This window comes from Antarcticibacterium arcticum (assembly GCF_007993795.1).
Lineage (GTDB): Bacteria > Bacteroidota > Bacteroidia > Flavobacteriales > Flavobacteriaceae > Gillisia > Gillisia arctica.
In genome coordinates this window covers 260,741-280,104 of record NZ_CP042476.1, presented here as the reverse complement: position 1 = coordinate 280,104, position 19,364 = coordinate 260,741, and the positions used below count along the sequence as shown (strand labels likewise).

The window sequence follows — 19,364 nt, the reverse complement described above, 5'->3', positions numbered from 1 at the left end:
CATTTAATTCTACTTTTCCAGCCTTAAACTGGTTATTCCAATTTCCTGAGATACTTGTAATTCCGGTTCTTCCAATCCCGGGCCTATGGATATTTGCAAAGCTTCTGCTACTTCCATATTTAGATCATTCCTGTTTTCATGTTCAAAATAATAGGATAAAAAAGTTGGATACGGGCGTGGTAAGCTCACGGTCTTAACTGGCTGCAGATCTTTAATATTTATAATATAATCTTTTTCCTCAGGGGCTAATTCAATGATCTTTCCAAATGCAGCGCCGTGCTTATCTACCACTGCCACCTGTATTTTCTTTGATTTACCCGTAAGGCTCCTCCCTTTAAGAACAAGATGTTGATTTTGAGAGATCTCCCCTTCCCTGACTTTGATCTTTTCTGAAAAATTGTACCTGAAGGAGTAATCATATACAGGGAGTGCATTCAGGTTTTCTTCATCTTTCACGAATAATTGTTCCACCTTAACCTGATATTCTGCCTGGCCCGGGAGAAGGCCGGGTACCAATTTATTGCCGCGTTGCCATTTGCCAACAACATGCTCGTGATCCTCTGCAGCATTAAATAAATAAAGGGGAGTTTTTTCGCGCACGATCCTGGTTGTATAACTTCCCTTATCATAATAATCCCAATCTCCCGGACTTCCACTTAAATTACCGGGATAAGTGAAAGTTCCCAATCGTGTACTCACAATTATCCTGTATTTAAGGAAACCCGGTTGTAAAAGATCTTCAGGAATTAAGGCTGAATAAGTATAAGCCTGCTTATGTTTTAATTCTATACTATGATAGCTGTTGCCGTTTTGCAACCAGACTTCAGCTTTTTCTACCTTATCGTTGGAAACAATTTGTGCGTTTATTTCCAACGATTTTTCACCGACCATTATTTCCTTCACCGGTTCATGGAGCACATAGGTTTTTGTTACCGTTGTTTCCGGAGCATAAAATTCATTTAAATTTATATGCCTCCACTTCTCTTTGCCGGTATAAGCGGTTTGTACATTTTTGCGAGTTAAAAGATAGGTTCCCGGTTCAATTGCAAATGAATTCCCTTTAATCTCCGGTTTAAAATTATTCCCCGGGTTAAGACTGCGTATGGTAAAATTTTCTCCGAGATCTGGTAATACCAGGGACATCATCCATTTATGCCAGTTTATGACGGCCACCGTTTTATCCAGATTATTTCTTCCAAAGGGATTATCTACAAGAATCGCATCCGGCATTACTTCGAGGCGCCAAACTCCGTTCTCCAGTTTATCCAGAAAATATGCTCCATTGCCTTCGTATTTCACCACTTCAGAATTCCCCGTACCGGCAATTTTGTTCAATTGCGAAATATTTTTGGGGCTGTGCGTATTGGAGTTGGTGTAAATGAATTCTTCTTCAGAATTAAAAATGGCGAGATCCTGTTCATAACTTATCTCAAAATCTTCAAATGTGAGATTTTGAGGGTATGTGTCATAATCCTGGTTCATTGGGATCTTATGAAACACCTTACCGCTTATCATCAAAGCCAGCGCTTTTGCAGGCGTATAAGCGAGGTTCATATAATGTGTGTTATACTCTGTATTGGCGTGCGCCATATAAGTTGGGTCATAGGCAAAATGGGTGGCGATTTGGATCCCCGCTTCGCGGAAACTTCTTGCCATTGAAGGATAGATATAAGACTTGTTCACATCGGCCGCATCAAATTCATACACCAGCTTCGCCCCGGAATTCTTTTTTATAACCTCATCAAAAGGAATTTTGTATTCATTTACATTAGGTAATAAGTTTCCTTCCAATTCCTTTTGAAATCCCAATCCCGTTGGATACCATTGAAAAGTACCTCCCTGGATTCCTGCTGCGAAATAGGCATCTGCCAAATGAACACTGTGGCTCACATTATAGAAAATTGGTTTTTTGGTGCCGGTGCTTCGCAATGCATCTACCATCTTTTTCACAAAGGTGGTGACTTCCTCCGGGGTGCCCCTGTGATGGGGCTCATTGCTAATTTCAATTGCTATTAAATTTGGCTCATCTTTATATGCCACCCCGGTATGCGGATTTACGTGCTCTAGAAACTCAGCGAGGTAATTTTCCTGGGCCTTTATGGCATCGGGATCTGTAAGGCTGTTGTCTTTCCCGTATCTATGAGAAAATCCCGGGGTTTCCTCATCGGGTTCCGGCCAACCATTTCCCCAGTAGGCGATGGGAGTTATCACATAATTAATGTTGCGGTCCTTTAGTTGCTTCAGCAAATAATCAAATAATTCAAGGTGTTCGTTCTCAAGTAAGTTTCCTTCAGCATCGCTTATCTCAGTATCCCAAACGTGAATACGATACAGGTCAAAATCTAACCTGGAGAAATGATACACATCCTTATCTATTGCTTCCTTAAGATCTATTCCCAGCTTTTTGGCCGTGCGGAACCCATGTGCAAAAGGGGCCGAATAATTCACGCCAAAACCTTTTACCTCTTCCATATTATGGCCCCAACGCATAACACCATTATCATCTACAAATACATCCTGTTTGTCAATTTCCTGAGCCTGCAGCCCTATTGAAGCCCCCACACTTAAAAACAGAAACAGATAAAAAAATGCATTCATTTGTTTCATTTTTATGGATTTTTAATGGTGAGAACACTTTCTCCAAGGGAATGCGAGTTCGCACGGATTTTTATAGATTCCGTAAAGCGTTCTGTTCTTAATAGAATTGTGGCTATACCTGCTTCGGCATTAATAATATAACCCCCAATTATTTTTGCGTTCTTTGGATTGTCCACAAGGCTAAATTCAATGGGCGCAGTAGAAGTGGGAACTAAAGTCCCGTTCTTATCTACAATTCTCGCATAAACAAAGATCACATCGACCCCCTTTTCATTAATATTGGTTCCTGAAAGATCTGCCTCGAGCTCAATCTTTATGGGCATTTCCGGCGTTTGAACCCTGTGGCGGGCAGCTTCCTGATCGTTTATATAGCCAACAGCACGTAATTCCCCTTTATGAAAATTTTCCAGCTCAAATGTAAATGGAGGATACGGGAGCGAATCTGATATTTCATTAATTTCGGCTGTTTTTCTTTCAATTAATTCATCGTTTAGATATAGGGCAACCTCTTCTGTATTGCTAAAAATCCTCACGCTGGTAGTAGATTGCGGGGTCCAGTAATTGGCAATAAAGACCATGGGTTCTGAAAATTTATCCTTCCCCGGTGCTTTCTGACTCTTATAAAAATAATAACTGAATTTAGGCAGGCGGAAAATATCTGAAATTCCTGATGCTTCAAGGTCCCTGGCGTACCCCCGGTTATAATCAAACATAAGCCAGTTGGCATGCCCAATTGTTTGGCCTCCTTTTAAATTGGAGTTAAAAGCTTCCTGGTAATTAAGGGCCTGTTGTAATAACCTTGCTTCTCCTGCCCCGCGAAGCTGCCCGCTTGTCCTTTCCTCTTCCTTAAGGTCATTAAAAGCCTTTTGGTTAAACCCGGCATTTTGAGCATAATATTCCCAATCGCCATATTCAGCGATAAGAATTGGCCTGTGCGGGGTATCATATAAATTCCAGTACCCGGGAGGCTTCCCATGTTGCCGGGCAGGTATAAAAAGATCATAAGAAGAATGGTCTATCCAGCCCGCGGTATATATACTGCTATAGGGTAATTCTGCCTTAAGCACTTCATTGGCCCTTACCATAAACTCCTCAGGCATCTCAGATTCATTCAACGAATTTTCCCAAAATACCACACTGGGATGATGGCGGTCTCTTCGTGCCATATCCTTAATATTCTGAATTGCGTTTTCTACGAAGTCTCCTTCTTCAAAATATTGCCAGCCGGGAATAGCATTCATGACCATTAATCCCAGCTCATCACAGGCTTCAAGAAAAGCGCTTGCATGAGGGTAATGTGACAATCTTACAAAATTGAATCCCGCTTCTTTGATCTTATAGGCATCGCGGTAATGGGCTTCATTGGATAAGGCATAACCTATGTAAGGATATTCCTGGTGCCGGTTTGTACCATTTAAAAATATCTTTTCTCCGTTTAGGAAAAAGTCTTTTCCCGTAAGTTGCAGGGACCTTATCCCCGTTCTTAGTTCTTTCCTGTCAATAACTTTTCTCCCATCCTTTACTTCTACTTTGACATTATAAAGATTTGGCTGCTGGGTAGACCATAACAGTGGCTCCTCAATTTCCACCTTCCGGGTTATAGTAAGTTCCTCCCCGGCCTTAATATCATATTCAGTAGATTTAAAATTGGTAGTTTTACCATTCCTATCAGTAAAGCTAATATCCAAACTAAGTTGCCTATCTTTATCTGACTCATTTCTAACATGGGTGCTAATTATCCCGGAAGCTTTGTCTTCATTGGGATCGTCAAAATGTATTAATATTCCGCCACCGTTCACCACATCTGCCTGTACAGGATCTGTTATGTAGATCTCATTGGTTTTAATTAAATAAACATTTCGGTATATCCCGCCATAAAGGTTAAAATCAAGATCCTTCAAAACTTTTCCCGGGGGAATGGTTGAATCGTCTTTATTGATCACCTCAACTTTAATCCGGTTTTCGCTGCGTGGTACCAGGAATGGGGTCGCATCTACCGTAAACGGAAGATATCCTCCTTTATGAATGAGGGCTTCATTTCCATTTATAAAAACCCGTGCCTCCTGCATTACACCTTCAAAATGGAAAAACCATTTTTTACCATCGGGGGCGCCTACATTAAAACTCTTTCTATATACCGAAGTTCCCTGCCATTGATTATTTACAATAAGGGGCTCAATCTTCACACTATGGGGCAAATTCACTTTTTCCCATTTGGAACCCTTACCCTCCTGCCGCTGAAACAGCCAGGAAGAATTGTAATTTTCTATGGTCCTTGGGCCTGAAGCCCTTTTTAAAATGTTTCCGCCACTACCCCATTCACAGGATACAGATGAACAGCCTAGGAAAATAAGAAACACTAATCTTAAAACATTCTTCATATTACAAACTGCATTTTTTGCAAGACAATATAATTAAAGTATTACCTGCAATACTTCCTCTGGAATACCTGAATTAATAAATGTAAATTTTACATTAATTTTTAATTAAACAAATAATTTGAGATATAAATTTTAAGTCTAATAACTTACGGTTAAATTAATGAACATTTTACCTTAGGACATTTCGAAATTATATCCCGATTTTAATAATTTTTGATAAGTCCTATGGTCAAATTTATAAAGGAAGGCCCCTCTTCTGGAGGTCTTATCCTTTTCCTCCAATTTTATAAGAACATTATGCGAAAGGACCTTTTTTCTGAAGTTTCTGGCATCCAGCTCCTTTTGATAAATAGCCTCATACAATTGCTGTAATTGCGGAATGGTAAATTTTTCAGGCAATAATTCAAATCCAATTGGTTGATACCTTGCCTTTTGTTTTAATTTGTCCAGTGCATCTTCTACCATTTGGTTATGGTCCAGCACAAGGTTGGGCAATTCATCTATCTCATACCAATGCGCACCGTGTTTTTCTACCAGCTCCTTATCATAATCATTTATACGTATTAGGGCATATTGGGCAATTGAAATACACCTGTACCCGGGGTCGCGATGCGCAGCACCGTAAGACCTGGATTGTTCCATAAAAATATTCTTAAGTCCGGTAATCTCCTCCAGCACCCTTTGGGCCGCGGCTTCAACATCTTCATCAATTTTCACAAAACTACCTATGAGTGACCATTCCCCTTTTAAAGGTTCCACGCGGCGTTTAAAAACAAGCAGTTTGAGTTGGCCATCCTCAAAACCAAAAATTATACAATCTGTTGCCACATACATTTTATCCTGTGGCGCATAAAAATCCTTTAAATCTCCGGACATAAATTATTGTTAGTTTAGAATGTTAAGATACAAAAAGCTTCTCTTTTTTATGAAGGAATTAATTAATGTATATATTACATTTAATATCTTTGCAATTCAAAGAGAATTAAATTTTTACAAATGCAGAAGGCAGGTCAAAATATGGAAGAATTCCTTTTTATATCACCTTTTAATGCGGACGTTCGGGTAGCATCGCCGGGCCGCATCAACCTTATTGGGGAACATACAGATTATAACCTGGGGTATGTGTTACCTACGGCCATTGACAAAAAGATCTATTTTGAGCTGAAAAAGAATGGGAGTCCCTCCACCTGCAATATCCTTAGTGAAACTTTCAATTCCAGGCTCAGTTTCGACCTTAATAATTTTGAAAAAAGCCAGGTGACCTGGGAAAATTATATTCTGGGCGTAGTTAACGAAATTCAGAAAAAGGGAAAATTCCTTCAGGGATTTGACTGTAAAATAAACAGTAAGTTGCCCATTGGCGCTGGTATTAGTTCTTCTGCGGCCCTTGAGTGCGGGCTTGCGGCAGGTCTTAATGAATTATTCGATCTTGAGCTTACAAAAGAGGAAATAGTGATTCTTTCACAGGCTGCCGAGAATAATTTTGTAGGTTCCAATTGTGGTATCATGGACCAGTATGCATCTGTAATGAGTAAAAAAGAACACCTTATACTTCTGGATTGTTTAAGCCTGGAGGCAGAGTTTATTCCCGCTAATTTTAAAACCTGTAAAATGCTGCTTATCGATACCAAGGTTTCCCATAGCCTTGCAGATGGGGAATACAATTCCCGAAGAAAGGAATGCGAAACAGCTTTGGCCATTTTTCAAAAAAATGATACAGCTATTCAAAGTCTTCGGGATGTGAATTTAGCAACTCTGGAGAAGTATAAAACGCAGCTTTCAGAAAAAGAATATAATCGCGTTCTATATGTGCTTCAGGAAAATAAACGGGTGCTTAAAGGGAGCGAACTTTTAAAAACCGGAAAATTGGAGGATTTTGGCGAACTTATGTATCAATCTCATACCGGTCTTCGCGATTTGTATGAAGTGAGCTGCCCCGAGCTGGATTTCCTTGTGAATTATACCAAAGGAAAAAATTATATCTACGGTTCCAGAATGATGGGTGGCGGTTTTGGAGGTTGTACCATAAATATCATGGAAGAAAGCAAGATTGAAAAATTCTCCCTGGAAGTTTCTCAGGCCTATAGCGCAGAATTCGGAATTACTCCAGATACTATAACCGTTACACCGGGAGAGGGTACTTTTGTAGAACGATTGTAACCCTCCATCCAGGAAATATATTGAAAGAGATATGAACGAAGCATTAAATTCGGCACCACACAGGAGGTATAATATATTAACCGGGGAATGGGTTCTTGTATCACCTCACCGCACCCAACGCCCGTGGCAGGGAAAGACCGAGGAAACTACAGCCGGAATAATGTCTTCTTATGACCCCTCTTGTTATTTATGCCCGGGTAATACCCGCTCCGGCGGGGAAGTTAATCCCGATTATAAAGAACCTTTCAGCTTTAAAAATGATTTTCCTGCTCTTTTGGCTGAAGGTCCTGCAGAGAAAATTTCCAACGGCTTGCTGCAGGCAGAATCTGAAACAGGAATTTGTAAAGTGGTATGTTTTTCACCCGATCATTCCCTTACCCTGCCCGTAATGAAAATTGAAGATATTACGAAAGTAATACAAACCTGGAAAAAGGAATACCTGGAATTAGGAGCTCTTGAAAACATCAATTATGTGCAGGTCTTTGAAAATAAGGGAGAGATCATGGGATGTAGCAATCCTCATCCTCATGGACAAATCTGGGCCCAAAGATCAATTCCAACTGAGGTCTTGAAAAAAACCAAAAAATTAAAAGAATACTGGAATGCTCATAAAAAGAGCCTGTTAACCGCCTACCTGGATCAGGAACTTGAAGCGGGCGAGCGAATTGTGTTACAGAATGAACATTTTGTTGCGTTGGTGCCCTACTGGGCAGTGTGGCCTTATGAAGTAATGATACTTCCGCGAACTCATTACCGTCATATAGGCCAACTCAATGGGCCGGAGGAAATAGCCTTTGCCCAAATTATTAAAGCTCTGTGCATCAGGTACGATAATTTATTTGAGACATCTTTTCCCTATTCCTCAGGGATCCATCAGCAACCTACAGGCGGGGAAGATTTCCCTGAATGGCATTTTCATATGTCATTTTATCCACCTTTACTGCGTTCAGCAAGTATCAAAAAATTTATGGTAGGCTACGAGCTATTTGCGAGCCCGCAAAGGGACATCACAGCCGAACAGGCGGCGCAAAGCCTTCGGGAACTGCCCGATGTTCATTTTTCCGTACGATAAAAGTGATTCCCATTATTTCCAGAACATAGCATAAAGAACCACTAAAATTATCATTACAGTAAATGCTCCTATATTAAAAGTAGGACTGGTTTTAAACAAGCGGCTGCTAAGCGGAATACCTTTTTCATCATCTCTCCCTTTATTTTGGGCAAGGCTTACAACGGCAATAATGACCATAGTAAGTAATGCGGTATATCCCATTTGATCCAGGAACGGCACATCTACAAAAATTGGGTTGGCAGACCAGCCTTTGGGTGCCACCTTGAAATACATGGCAATTGGAATGGATGATAATGCTCCTACAATTGCTCCCTTATTGGTGGTCTTTTTCCAGAATAATCCCAGGATAAAAATGGCCAGGATCCCCGGGCTAACCACCCCCGTATATTCCTGAATGAACTGGAAAGCCTGATCTATTCCTCCAAGTAATGGAGCCATAATACACGCAATGATCAATGCAACCGTGGCAGAAATCCTGCCCATATTCACTGTGCTTTTATCACTCGCATTCTTATTGATGTACTGCTTGTATATGTCCATGGTAAAAATGGTAGAAGTAGAATTAAGCATAGACGCCAGGGATGATACAATGGCAGCGGTAAGCGCTGCAAATGCTACCCCCTTTAATCCTGTTGGCAGGAATTGAAGCAACCAGGGGTACGCTCTGTCTGCCTGGCCAACCGAAGGAAGATTTTGGAGTCCGGCCTCTCCCAAACGCGCAAGGATTTCGGGATCATTTACCATTACATAAGCGGCTATTCCTGGCACTACTACAATTAAGGGGATCAAAAGTTTAAGAAAGGCGGCAAGCAGGATCCCTTTTTGTGCTTCTTTTAAAGATTTTGCTGCCAGGGTACGTTGTATGATATATTGGTTAAAACCCCAGTAATATAAATTGGCTACCCACATACCGCCTAAAAGCACTCCCAGGCCGGGAAGATTATTGTATTCGGGATTTGATTTCTCCAGGATCATGGCAAACCTGTCTGGCGCTGCTTCATAAATTGTTGATAATCCGGCCAAAACACCTTCTCCTCCCGAAACCATATTCAGGGCAAGGTAGGTGGTTGCCAAACCTCCTAAAACAAGAAAGATCACCTGGATCACATCTGTCCAGGCCACGGCTTTGAGTCCGCCATACAAAGAATAGGCAACCGCAAAAAGTGCGAGTCCTATCACCCCGAAGATCATGGGGATTCCCATAATTGTTTCAAGGGCGAGAGATCCCAGATACAGCACAGATGTGAGGTTGACAAAAACATACAGCGCGATCCAGAAAACCGCCAGGATAGTCTTTAGATTGGTAGAAAATCGTTTTTCTACAAATTCAGGAATTGTATAAAGACCTTTCTCAATAAAGATTGGAAGAAAATATTTACCAACAATTATAAGGGTAATTGCCGCCATCCACTCATAGGAAGCAATGGCCAGGCCAAGGGCAAAACCAGAGCCCGACATACCAATGAACTGCTCTGCCGAAATATTTGCGGCGATAAGTGATGTTCCTATAGCCCACCACGGTAAGGATTTACTCGCAAGGAAATAATCTTCGGCATTTTTCTGATGTCCTTTCTTTTCACGGGACATCCATAATCCAACACCTAAAATTAATACTGCATAGGAAATAAAAATTATGTAATCCCAGGATCCAAAAGTAGTTGTCATCAGGTGCTATAAGATATTTAGAAAAGCTTTTCCTAAGTGAAAGATCAAAAGTTTGAAATCATTTCCGCGGGAAAAATTGAAAAACCGGGTTAAATATAAAATTAAATTCAGATATAACTGTAATTACTACACTTATTAATTCCCCATTATTGAAATAATTGGAAGCTGAAAATTATCTCTAAATATCCCATTAAAATTAAAAACTAAGAAAAGATATTTTGGCTGAAATAACAATATCCCGGGTCAGCATAAGGTTACAAAAAAATTGCCTAGCACCCTGGCTGCATTCTGGGCGAAAAAAGTTATTTTTGCCCTATGGCTTTATCAAACAACGACATTTTTAAGAAACTGAGAGTTGCGCTAAAACTGCGCGATGACGATATTGTAGAAATTTGTGCCCTTGTAGATTTTAAGGTGACCAAGAGCGAACTGGGAGCGATCTTTCGCGCAGAAGATCACCCAAAATATATGGAATGCGGCGATCAGTTCCTGCGCAATTTCCTAAACGGACTTGTGATCCATAAACGCGGAGTAATGCCCAAAAAAGGTGAATCAAAACCTGCGGCGACACCTCCCCCTGCCAAGAAATAGAAAATTTATTCCGGCTATAAGCCGGTATTATAAATATCAAAAAGATTCCGGGCTTCCCGGGATCTTTTTTCTTTAAAAACGGCCATTAAGTGATTTTCAAAACTTCTGGCCAACTCCACTTGTTTCCTTCCAACCAACTATGACAAAAAAATAACCCCTGAAGAAACTTCAGGGGTTATTGATCTATAATAGAGACTAAATCTTATTTAAGCACTTCCTGTACTTTATCTGCAGCTTCCTGAAATTCGGTAGCGCTGTGAAAATCAAATCCGCTGTTGTCAATGATCTCCTTTGCAATGTCGGCATTGGTTCCCTGTAATCTTACTATGATTGGAACTTTTACCGCATCCCCCATGTTCTTACAGGCATCTACGATTCCCTGTGCCACACGGTCGCAACGAACAATTCCTCCAAAAATATTGATAAGGATGGCTTTTACTTTGTCATCTTTTAAAATAAGTCTAAGGGCCTCTTCTACTCTTTTAGCGTCTGCGGTACCACCTACGTCTAAAAAGTTTGCAGGCTCCCCACCGGCTTGTTTAATAAGGTCCATGGTAGCCATTGCAAGTCCTGCACCGTTTACCATACAACCTACGTTTCCGTCAAGGTCCACATAATTAAGGCCAACTCTTTTTGCTTCAACTTCTACAGGATTTTCCTCACGAATATCACGCATTTCAGCATAATTCTTATGACGGTAAAGTGCATTGTCATCTAAAGTAACCTTAGCATCTACAGCCATTATTTTATCATCGCTGGTCTTAAGAACAGGGTTGATCTCAAAAAGGGAGGAATCTGAATTTTCAAAGGCTTTGTAAAGGGCCATTACGAATTTGGTCATTTCTTTAAAACCATTTCCGCTTAAACCAAGGTTGAAAGCTATTCTTCTGGCCTGGAAACCCAATAAACCTACAGTAGGGTCAATTTCCTCGGTGAATATCAATTCAGGTGTATTTTCTGCAACAGATTCTATATCCATTCCACCTTCAGTAGAATACATGATCATATTTCGGCCTGTGGCACGGTTCAAAAGAACCGACATATAATATTCTTCGGGTTCATTATCACCCGGGTAATAAACATCTTCAGCAACCAATACCTGGTGAACTCTTTTACCTTCAGCAGAAGTTTGAGGAGTAACAAGATCCATTCCTATGATGTTTCCTGCAATTTCTTCAACCTCTTTAAGGTTCTTGGCAAGTTTTACCCCACCACCTTTACCACGGCCACCTGCGTGCACCTGGGCCTTGATCACGTGCCAACCGGTTCCGGTTTGCTCGGTAAGTTCTTTTGCAGCATCTACTGCTTCTTTTGCATTATGAGCAACAATACCACGCTGGATGCGCACGCCAAAGCTGCTTAGTATTTCTTTTCCTTGATATTCATGTATGTTCATAATCTGCTTTTTCTTCAGTATTAATTACGGTTGACAAAAGTAACAAAACCAAAAGTATTGTACCAATATTTTTTGGTTAATCAGAAGACGGTCGTTCGGGAAGTAAAAATGCGCAAATGAGCAGCCTTATCCAGGTTTTTAATTCCCCAAAATGCATAGGACAACCAGATGTTATTAATTTATCATTATATTTATACATAACCATGAATAAAAACAACCTATGATTATTAAAGCTGTTTTAAAAAATTCGATTTTCCTTTTCTTTATTTTCGCGCTAATAGCCTGTGCTTCAGAAGTTGACCCTGAACCTGAACCGGTTCCGGACCTAAGCCTTACAGCTCCACAATGTATAGATGGCAATCCCGATTATGATCCCGAAATTATTCTGGAAGAAAACACTACAAATCTTACGCTTTACAATCTTGAAATATTTGAAAATGCCCAAATCGAAGTGGATGAAAATACCACTCATACTATACCCCGAACCCTTATAATTAATGAAAGAGAGGTGTTATATTATTCAAAAACCAAGGTAATCCCGGGAAATAAAACAGTTTTCAGATACCAATATATTGAAATTGGGGAGGAAAGATGGGCCGACGATGAGGTGGAGGAGATCATTCTCTTTGAAGTCGAGGCTGGACAGGAAGAATTTTTCCTGAGTGGGGAAGAAGATTTACTCAAAGCTAATGCTTACTATGAATTATATTGCTATTGTCCATTTACTACTATGGGCACAAATGCGATGAATAACGCATGTCTTAAAGGAAAAAAGACAGCAGATGATACATGGCAGGTAGATATATCTATACTACACAGTGACCCCGATATTGATAGAAATCCCTATAAAAAAATGATTCAGGGAGAATTTAAAATCAAAAACCTCGAGGAAGCTATCCAGTAATACCGGAAGTTCAGCCTTAAAAAATCTTCACGGAATTTCAATAAATAAAACAATTAAAAGTATTTCGTTATTTTTAGTGGCTTAGCTAGGAGGAATTCTTTTTTCTCCTGTATTTTTGCGACTTAATTTTTTTCAGGTATGAAAAACCAAGACCTTATTACAATTGCCCAGGAATTTGGAAGCCCCGTATATGTGTATGATGCAGATAAGATCCTGTCACAGTATGACCGACTTACAGCGGCCTTCAGTAAAGTAAAAACCCTTAGGATCAACTATGCAGTTAAGGCTAATTCCAATATTTCTATCCTTAAATTATTGCGAACCCGGGGTGCGGGACTGGATACCGTTTCTATACAGGAAGTGCAGTTGGGGCTTAAGGCCGGCTTTGAACCCAGAGAGATCCTTTACACGCCAAATGGTGTTTCCCTGGAAGAAATAGAAGAGGTGGCAGATCTTGGGGTGCAAATAAATATTGACAATTTATCTATCCTGGAACAATTTGGAACAAAGCATCCCAAAGTTCCGGTTTGTATACGTATCAATCCGCATATCCTGGCGGGAGGAAATTCCAAGATCTCCGTAGGCCATGTAGATTCGAAATTTGGAGTTTCCATACACCAGATCCCACATTTGCTCCGTATTGTTGAAAATACGGGAATGAACATTAACGGAATACATATGCACACCGGGAGTGACATCCTGGACATTGAGGTGTTCCTTAGAGCATCTGAGATCCTTTTTGATGCCGCAAAAAATTTCAAAGATCTTGAATTCATTGATTTTGGAAGTGGCTTCAAGGTGCCTTATACCCCCGGCGATATTGAGACAGATATAGAGGAACTGGGAGAAAAACTCACCAGGCGCTTTACAGACTTTTGTGAAGATTACGGTCGCGAACTAACATTATTATTTGAACCAGGGAAATTCCTTGTGAGCGAAGCGGGAAAATTCCTCGTTAGGGTAAATGTGATCAAGCAAACAACATCTACCGTTTTTGCAGGGGTAGATAGTGGTTTTAATCATCTAATTCGCCCTATGTTCTATGGTTCTCACCATGACATTCACAATATTTCCAACCCGGAAGGGAAGCAACGATTTTACTCTGTGGTAGGTTACATATGTGAAACAGATACATTTGCCCAAAACCGAAGGATCTCTGAAATTACTGAAGGTGATATTCTTGCATTTAGCAATGCCGGGGCTTATAGCTTTTCTATGTCCAGCAATTTCAATTCCCGCTACCGTCCTGCCGAAGTCCTATGGCATAATGGGAAAGCTCATTTAATAAGAGAACGGGAAACTTTTGAGGACCTTATAAAACACCAGGTAATTCTTGATTTTGACCGGGTAGAAGCTTAAGCCTTTTTAGGAGAATACAGTTTCCTCCCCCATCAAATAAGTGGTTTTTTATTTTAATTATGATAAACTTTACGCGGGTGTTCAGCTTAATATTGAGGCAATTTTAAGAATTTTTGATTTCCAAAATCTTAGATTTATTTTCTGAAACTTCCGTTTTATGAAAAAGATCTTTTGGTTCGTTGCCCTTCTTATAACCTTATTCCTGGTGCTTGTATATATCTCGGTTTCGGGAAATAAAGAGGACCACGAAACTGCCATTATTGTAGATATTGAGGATGTTGATGAAATAGACTTTACTGCACATGATTCCGTAACAGTTGCCGCAACCACTTTATATAAAGGGAATCTTTTAAAACAAACCATGCAGGGCAGGAATTACCGTGAGGCCTGGGCTACCCCTGTTACAGTTCCCGTAGTGTATCTGGATACCCTGCATGGGGGTATGAAAATAGTTAAAGAAGGCGGGGGCTCGCAAACCAGTTCCCTGCGTCTTGAAAGCAGTAATGGAATTTTGTACAGCCTACGCAGCATAAATAAGGACCCAACTTCCCATGTGCCGGAATTTGCCAAAACCCTGGGGCTGCAGAATATTGTAATAGACGGCATTTCTGCCCAGCACCCCTATGGTGCGGTAGCAGCGGCAGCCCTGGCCGAAACTGCGGGGGTACTTCATACCAATCCGCGGCCTATGTTCATCCCAAGACAGAAAACGCTGGGAGAATATAATGAGAAGTATGGAGACAAGCTTTACCTGCTGGAATACGAGACCAAAGGCAAATTTAACTGGACTCCTTACAAAGATGTTAAGGAGATCAGTGACACACAGGACCTTCAGGAATTAAAAGCCAAAATTGGGGACAGGGTAAAAATTGACAAAAGATCCCTGATACGGGCCCGCTTATTTGACCTTCTTATTGGCGACTGGGACCGCCACGCCAAACAATGGGGATGGGTCCTGCAAAAGAAAAACGGTACTTATAACGCAATTCCCCTGGCGGGTGACCGCGATAATGCTTTTTTTAAACTGGATGGGGTAATCCCTTCCATTATTTCCCATAAAACGGTAGAACCCCTCGTACGGCCTTTCGAAAAAGAAATAGATTATATGCCCGGCCTGGTTTATAAATTTGATGTGTACTTTTTAAGGGATACCCCGAAAGAGATCTTCCTTGAGGAAGCAAAACACCTGCAGCAAGCCCTTACCGATGATAAAATTGAAGCTGCACTTCACGCCTGGCCAGCGTCTCTATTCGATCTAAATGGAAAGGAAATAATTGCCAAGATCAAACAGCGCAGGGAAGACCTGCAGGATTATGCCATTGCATTTCGCAATATCATTGTAGAGAGAGACGTATTAAATGAACCACTCAAAGGATCTGAAGACCTGGATTTAAATCCCGGACTTTTGAAGTGTTTTGAATGCCTTCCGGAGTAAATTACATTTTAAAACAAAACAGGCTTTCCTTCCTCTTTTTTGTTTAAAAGCTGATAGTCATCAGTTTTTAAGTTCCTCAATAGCGGTACATTTAGGGCACTAAATTCTATGTAGATATGAACACACTGGAAGTACCCAACGATCTGGAAATAGCAAAGCAAACCCAATTAAAACATATTATACAAATTGCTGCAAAATTAGGTTTAGAGCCTGATGATATAGAAATGTATGGCAAGTTCAAGGCCAAGTTGCCTTTGTCAATTATTGGCAAGGAGAAAGCCGCAAAGGGCAATCTTATCCTGGTAAGTGCAATTTCCCCTACTCCTGCAGGAGAGGGAAAAACAACAGTTTCCATTGGCCTTAGTGAAGGTCTTAACCGCCTTGGAAAAAAATCTGTAGTAGTAATAAGGGAACCATCTTTAGGCCCTGTATTTGGGATAAAGGGAGGAGCAACCGGCGGCGGATTTTCCCAGGTGTTACCTATGGAGGATATCAACCTGCATTTTACAGGAGATTTTTCGGCGGTGGAAAAAGCCCATAACCTGCTGGCAGCACTTATAGACAATAATTTACAGAACAAAAATAACAGTCTCAATCTTGACCCGCGAACCATTTCTCTTAAAAGGGTGATGGATATGAATGACCGTGCGCTGCGGAATATTGTGATTGGCCTTGGCGGGACAGGGTCCGGAATACCCCGCGAGAGCGGATTCGACATCACTGCAGCTTCTGAGGTAATGGCAATTCTATGCTTGTCAGAAGACATTGAAGATCTTAAAAATCGTCTCGGAAACATTTTTGTAGGTTACACGTTTGACCGAAAACCCATTTATGCGCGTCACCTGAATGCACAGGGTGCCATGGCAAGTTTGCTGAAGGATGCCTTAAAACCAAACCTTGTACAAACTATTGAGGGAAATCCTGCAATTATCCATTTAGGCCCGTTCGCAAATATTGCACAAGGAACCAATTCTGTACTTGCTACCAATATGGGACTAACTTTGGGAGACTATACCGTAACCGAAGCAGGTTTCGGTTTTGACCTGGGTGCAGAAAAATTCTTTGATATCAAATGCCAAAGTGCAGGACTTGCACCAAAGGCAGTTGTAATAACAGCTACCATTCGTGCCTTAAAATATCATGGAGGCGCAGCTTTAGACAGCTTGAAAATCCCAGATCCTATCGCATTGTTAAGAGGGCTTCCAAATCTTGAAAAACACCTTGAGAGCGCAAAATTATTCAATGTTACCCCTGTTATTGCTATAAATCTTTTTGCGTCAGATACCGAGGAGGAAATTAATATTTTAAAGGAATTTGCTGAAGAAAAAGGCGTGAAAATCGCTGTAGCCAATGTTTGGGGCGCTGGCGGGGAAGGTGCCCTTGACCTGGCCGAAAAAGTAATAGAAGTGGTAGAAGCTAAAACCAGCAACTTTAAGCCCCTTTACACCTGGGATATGCCGGTGATAACCAAGATTGAAACCATTGCAAAAAATATTTACGGCGCTGCAAATGTTGAATTTTCGCAAAAAGCGAGGCGCGATCTAAAGACCATTTCCAATCTTGGCCTGGAAGGCCTGCCCGTTTGTATGGCCAAAACTCAGAAATCACTATCAGATGATCCTGCATTGATTGGACGGCCCCGTAATTTTACAGTTAACGTGAGGGAGATAGAAATTGCATCTGGAGCAGGTTTTATAATTCCTATTACGGGAGACATGATGCGTATGCCCGGTTTACCGGTCCATCCGGCATCAGAAAACATTGATATAGATAATGAAGGGAATATATATGGTCTCTTCTAAAAAGAAATAAGCCCGTCCGGATTTTTCCTTTGACACCGCTTTTATAACAGAGATGTAAAGCTAAGGTTAAAACTTAAAAATCCGGCGGGTAAAATCTTATCTTGCAGGTATAACTGCGAGTTCATGTACTACATATTACACCAAACGGGTGATCTTGAAGAAGTAAAAAAGAATATCCTTCCTTTATTTGAAGGCCGGGAATATGAACTACTTAAATTTCCACCGGCAAAAAACTTTGATCCCGGGGTAGATGCGGTATTCATAACATATCTTAACGATGAAAACCTTAGGGAATTCATACCATTTGCTGCTGAAAATAAATGGGCTTTAGGGGTACTACCTCATCCTGAAAATAAATATACCAGCAAAGGCCTGGGTATTTCAGAAAAATTAGATGTTGCGGTAATAGAAATTCTGAATAGTGAAGAATCCCATGATCTGGATATTTTATTTTGCAACGATATTCCCGTATTCCAGTCAGTAAACATAGGCGATGTATTTGCCCTTACCGAATCCCCGGTTAAAAATACTTTTACCACTCAGGTTTTTAGTTTCTTAAAGAACATACGAAAGTTCCCTACCCTAACCCACAGGTCTTTTATTATAAGTTCAGGGGGAGAGCGAATTATACATACTTCAGCATTGGGGATCATCGTCGTGGAACACCCCCTTAATTCGGTAGTTTCAAAGCGGCTTATCCCGGCCAATCCCGTGAATGACGGGATGTTTAATGTGCTTATACTTTCCCCGCAAAACATTATTGAGCTCTTATGGTTTTTGTGGCGCAGTTTAATTCCTAAAAAGAAACCCTTAACAACATTACCGGAATTTATAGGCCAGATAAAAACATCAGAACTCAAAATTGAGAATCAAACCGAAATAGAATATACCATTGACGGCTCTACAAAATCTGCCTGCGATATCCTCCTTGAAATTAAACCGGAGGCATTAACCCTGAAGCAGGCCAGTGTTTTTGCCCCGGAAGAAAAGGTAACTGAAACAAAGAAAAGTATCAAAACGGGCAGGCTTCCTACAGGGGAAAAACGGGAAGAACTTACCAAACGAAAGCTCCCTCTTTTTCCACGGGCTACTACTGAAGAATTTGAGGACCTGTTTAAAGTTCTTCGGGAAAATGGTAAAATAACCGCACCTTATATAATAATGATGGTGCTTTCCACGCTCATAGCCACCTTCGGTTTATTTGCAAATTCGTCTCCTGTAATTATTGGGGCAATGATACTTGCACCTATTATTACCCCTATTGTTTCATTTTCCATGGGAATGGTACGTTATGACGTTAATATGCTTAAAACGGGAATAATAACCATTATTACCGGTACCCTGGTTGCCCTGCTTGTGGCAGGCGCGGTAAGTCTTATTATCCCTTTAAAGCTCCTTACTTCTGAAATTGATGCGAGGCTCTCCCCCACGCTCCTTGATATGGGAATTGCGGTAGCTTCCGGGGTTGCCGCCGCATATGCTCACGCCGAAAAAGGTATTGCCAAAAGCCTTGCAGGGGTTGCTATCGCGGTAGCACTTGTACCACCACTTTCAGTAGCAGGGATTGGAATTGGCTGGTGGGACTGGGATGTATTTTCCGGTGCATTCCTGCTGTATCTAACCAACCTTGCAGGTATTATTATGTTTGCAGGGATCACATTTTTACTCCTGGGCTTTGCACCCTTCAGAAGAGCAAAACTGGGATTGGTTTACACGCTTATAATAATAATCCTGGTTATGATCCCGCTATCCCTGTCTTTTGACCGCATTACCGAAGAAGCCCGAATAACAAGGCAACTCGAAGGGACTCAATTTGATGATGTTTACTTAAAAGATGTAAAAGTACGTTTTGGAAAAAGGCTTGTGGTTTCTGTTAGACTGGTAAGCCCGGAGGCTATTGAAGGCGACATTATGGGCGACATTAAGGAAAAGATAGAAGCCAAAGTAGGAAAACCGGTAACCCTTGAAGTGGTTTCGGCGATTGAATTTTAAATATTCTCA

The 19,364-nt window shown here is 40.9% G+C and carries 13 protein-coding genes; 8 read left to right on the top strand and 5 right to left on the bottom strand.

The genetic code is table 11. From position 1 onward, the window contains the following. Window positions 1-9 precede the first annotated feature (9 nt). The 3 genes from FK178_RS01255 to FK178_RS01245 all read right to left on the bottom strand — a co-directional run bounded on the left by FK178_RS01255 (window position 10) and on the right by FK178_RS01245 (window position 5,855). Window positions 10-2,598 carry a glycoside hydrolase 5 family protein gene (locus FK178_RS01255; RefSeq protein ID WP_205677197.1) on the bottom strand — a complete coding sequence of 863 codons (2,589 nt, stop codon included), beginning with the start codon at window positions 2,596-2,598 and terminating at the stop codon, window positions 10-12. Between the two features lie 11 nt (window positions 2,599-2,609). After that, a complete protein-coding gene (locus tag FK178_RS01250) occupies window positions 2,610-4,979 on the bottom strand; it encodes a glycoside hydrolase family 2 TIM barrel-domain containing protein (protein WP_146830228.1) in 2,370 nt (789 codons plus the stop codon). Window positions 4,980-5,153: 174 nt separating this feature from the next. After that, window positions 5,154-5,855: an NUDIX hydrolase gene (locus FK178_RS01245; RefSeq protein ID WP_146830226.1), complete on the bottom strand. Its 702-nt coding sequence runs from the start codon at window positions 5,853-5,855 to the stop codon at window positions 5,154-5,156. A 120-nt stretch (window positions 5,856-5,975) separates the two neighbouring features. On the opposite strand from FK178_RS01245, the gene galK reads away from it, so the two are divergent. Together galK and FK178_RS01235 are read left to right on the top strand one after the other, a co-directional pair. Next, window positions 5,976-7,139, top strand: coding sequence for a galactokinase (gene galK / locus FK178_RS01240; protein WP_240793870.1), 1,164 nt, complete (start codon window positions 5,976-5,978; stop codon window positions 7,137-7,139). 31 nt (window positions 7,140-7,170) lie between these two features. Then, window positions 7,171-8,211 (top strand): UDP-glucose--hexose-1-phosphate uridylyltransferase, encoded by a 1,041-nt coding sequence (locus FK178_RS01235; protein ID WP_146830224.1) that lies wholly within the window; start codon window positions 7,171-7,173, stop codon window positions 8,209-8,211. A 12-nt stretch (window positions 8,212-8,223) separates the two neighbouring features. On the opposite strand, the gene FK178_RS01230 is transcribed toward FK178_RS01235, so the two are convergent. Continuing rightward, window positions 8,224-9,876, bottom strand: coding sequence for a sodium/sugar symporter (locus FK178_RS01230; protein WP_146830222.1), 1,653 nt, complete (start codon window positions 9,874-9,876; stop codon window positions 8,224-8,226). 315 nt (window positions 9,877-10,191) lie between these two features. Here FK178_RS01230 and FK178_RS01225 point away from each other — a divergent pair, with 315 nt between their 5' ends. Further along, window positions 10,192-10,467 carry a DUF1456 family protein gene (locus tag FK178_RS01225; protein ID WP_146830220.1) on the top strand — a complete coding sequence of 92 codons (276 nt, stop codon included), beginning with the start codon at window positions 10,192-10,194 and terminating at the stop codon, window positions 10,465-10,467. A gap of 202 nt (window positions 10,468-10,669) precedes the next feature. On the opposite strand, the gene sucC is transcribed toward FK178_RS01225, so the two are convergent. Continuing rightward, on the bottom strand, window positions 10,670-11,863 hold the full coding sequence (sucC, locus tag FK178_RS01220) for an ADP-forming succinate--CoA ligase subunit beta (RefSeq protein WP_146830218.1): 1,194 nt from the start codon (window positions 11,861-11,863) through the stop codon (window positions 10,670-10,672). A gap of 220 nt (window positions 11,864-12,083) precedes the next feature. Between sucC and FK178_RS01215 the strand changes: the two genes are divergently transcribed. From FK178_RS01215 to FK178_RS01195, 5 genes are all read left to right on the top strand, one after another. Beyond that, a complete protein-coding gene (locus FK178_RS01215; RefSeq protein ID WP_146830216.1) occupies window positions 12,084-12,767 on the top strand; it encodes a hypothetical protein in 684 nt (227 codons plus the stop codon). Window positions 12,768-12,905: 138 nt separating this feature from the next. After that, on the top strand, window positions 12,906-14,126 hold the full coding sequence (lysA, locus tag FK178_RS01210) for a diaminopimelate decarboxylase (protein WP_146830214.1): 1,221 nt from the start codon (window positions 12,906-12,908) through the stop codon (window positions 14,124-14,126). 157 nt (window positions 14,127-14,283) lie between these two features. Further along, the gene (locus FK178_RS01205) at window positions 14,284-15,561 is read left to right on the top strand and encodes a hypothetical protein (RefSeq protein WP_146830212.1); all 1,278 of its coding nucleotides are present in this window, start codon (window positions 14,284-14,286) and stop codon (window positions 15,559-15,561) included. A gap of 116 nt (window positions 15,562-15,677) precedes the next feature. After that, window positions 15,678-17,363 (top strand): formate--tetrahydrofolate ligase, encoded by a 1,686-nt coding sequence (locus tag FK178_RS01200; RefSeq protein ID WP_146830210.1) that lies wholly within the window; start codon window positions 15,678-15,680, stop codon window positions 17,361-17,363. Between the two features lie 123 nt (window positions 17,364-17,486). Beyond that, on the top strand, window positions 17,487-19,355 hold the full coding sequence (locus tag FK178_RS01195; protein WP_146830208.1) for a DUF389 domain-containing protein: 1,869 nt from the start codon (window positions 17,487-17,489) through the stop codon (window positions 19,353-19,355). Window positions 19,356-19,364: the final 9 nt, after the last annotated feature.